Origin of the sequence: Actinospica sp., from assembly GCF_035552695.1 — a bacterium.
Lineage (GTDB): Bacteria > Actinomycetota > Actinomycetes > Streptomycetales > Catenulisporaceae > Actinospica.
In genome coordinates this window covers 1-1589 of record NZ_DASZKT010000193.1, presented here as the reverse complement: position 1 = coordinate 1589, position 1589 = coordinate 1, and the positions used below count along the sequence as shown (strand labels likewise).

The window sequence follows — 1589 nt, the reverse complement described above, 5'->3', positions numbered from 1 at the left end:
TTGGTGCAGCAGGACGCGCCGCGGCGCCGTAGTGGTCACACGTCCGCGGTGACGATCGGCGGAGAGCGATTGTTCCTTGCCGCCAGCAGCCGCGCAGATGGCACCCTGGCCGAGGTGTTTGTCCGGTGGGGTAAGCAGGGGTCTGCCTGCGCCGGGCTGATGGACGCGTACGCAGTGGGGCTATCCGTGGGCCTCCAGCGCGGCGTGCCGCTCACCGAGCTGCTCCAGCCGGCCTTGGGCCTGTCCTTCGCGCCGGCCGGGCACACCGACGACCCGGAGATTCCCCGGGTTCGTTCGGTGGTCGATTACCTGGCGCGGCGCCTGGCCGTTGACTGGCTCTCTTACGCCCAGCGCGCCGCGATTGGCGTGTTCACCACTTCAGAGCTGGCCGGGCAGGGTGGACGCGAGTGCGATCCGAGGGGCCGGGAGGTTCGGCAGGTCCGTGATCGCTGCGTGTCGTCGTGGCTCCACCAGGCCGACGATGGCAGAGAAGACGTGCTTTTCCGCGACGGGTTGCCACCGCCAGATCGCCAGCGTAGCTCGCTACCCGCGGCTCATCCGAGAGTTCGCGGGTGAATGACTGACGCACGGCTCAAAGCAGTCCTGCGAGCGGCCAGAGAAGACACCCACGACGACGCGGCGGCCCTCAGCGGACATCTCGCGCCCGTAGAGAAGACTCGGGTTCGCGGGAAGAAGCGTTATAGGTCGGTTCCAGTTTCCATTTCCGCGATGATTTGTTCGAGTATTCCTACGGCCTGGTGCGGGGCGGCATCCACGGCGATCAGGTGGTCCATAGCGAGCATGTAGGCGCCCACCTTGGCCTGGTCGTCGATGTAAGGCGCGCCGGTGAGGTTTTCTACGTAGACGACATGGGGCCGACGTAGACCTGGAACCAGCTGGGCACGACCCATCCCCGGACGGGCGTATCCCCGCGTCGACCGGGGCGCTCTGATCGCCGCTTCGGCGGCGGCGGACACGGTCTTTCAGGACATCGCCAGAAGGGTCATAGAACATGAAGTCGTGACAGCGGGCATGGCCGCAGCACGGGGAAGAGGGCTTGCTTGACTTTGCCTTCCCGCATTCGATCACGGTGAAGACGGGCCGCTCTTGCCCGTCGCGGCGGGCTTGCCTTATCCGGTCGGGAGCCCGAGGTGGCGTCGCTCGAGGTCTGAGCGCAGGGCGCTGAGGGTCAGTGACAGGGCCGTCAGCTGTTCAAGGGTGACGGCGCTGCCGAGGATCTCCTGGATCGCTGCCTGCCAGGCGGGCTCTGCCCGGGACACGACCGACTCGCCCGCCGGGGTCAGCGCGAGCAGGGACGAGCGCCGGTTCGCCGGGTTCGGGCGGCGCTCCAGCCAGCCCTGTTTCTCCAGACGGTCAGCGATCTTGCTGGTTGTTCCGACGCCGATCGCGAAGGCGGAGGCGAGGTCCGCGACGCGCGCGTCCGGGTGGTCGCGGACGTAGCGCAGCGCTTCGAAGTGCCCGGCTGCGACGTCGGCCTCCGCCTTCACGCGCTCGGCGACCGCGTTGTAGAGCCGCGTCTCCGCGCGGACGAGGTCGGTGAAGACTGTGTCGAGGGCAACATGACCTTC

Annotated in this window: 2 protein-coding genes and 1 pseudogene; 1 reads left to right on the top strand and 2 read right to left on the bottom strand. The window is 67.8% G+C overall.

Features of this window, described 5'->3' with window-relative positions:
* Window positions 1-576, top strand: a pseudogene (locus VG296_RS22130) (hypothetical protein); the annotation flags it as partial.
* A 122-nt stretch (window positions 577-698) separates the two neighbouring features.
* On the opposite strand, the gene VG296_RS22125 reads toward VG296_RS22130, so the two are convergent.
* Both VG296_RS22125 and VG296_RS22120 read right to left on the bottom strand, forming a co-directional pair.
* Entirely contained in the window at window positions 699-911 is a 213-nt protein-coding gene (locus VG296_RS22125; protein ID WP_325568610.1) for a hypothetical protein, read from the bottom strand.
* Between the two features lie 219 nt (window positions 912-1130).
* The coding region (locus tag VG296_RS22120; RefSeq protein ID WP_325568608.1) for a MarR family winged helix-turn-helix transcriptional regulator at window positions 1131-1589 on the bottom strand (459 nt) is incomplete at its 5' end.

Coding starts and splice junctions, on each gene's coding strand:
- VG296_RS22125 (WP_325568610.1), bottom strand. CDS start 911: ATGGGTCGTGCCCAGCTGGTTCCAGGTCTACGTCGGCCCCATGTCGTC.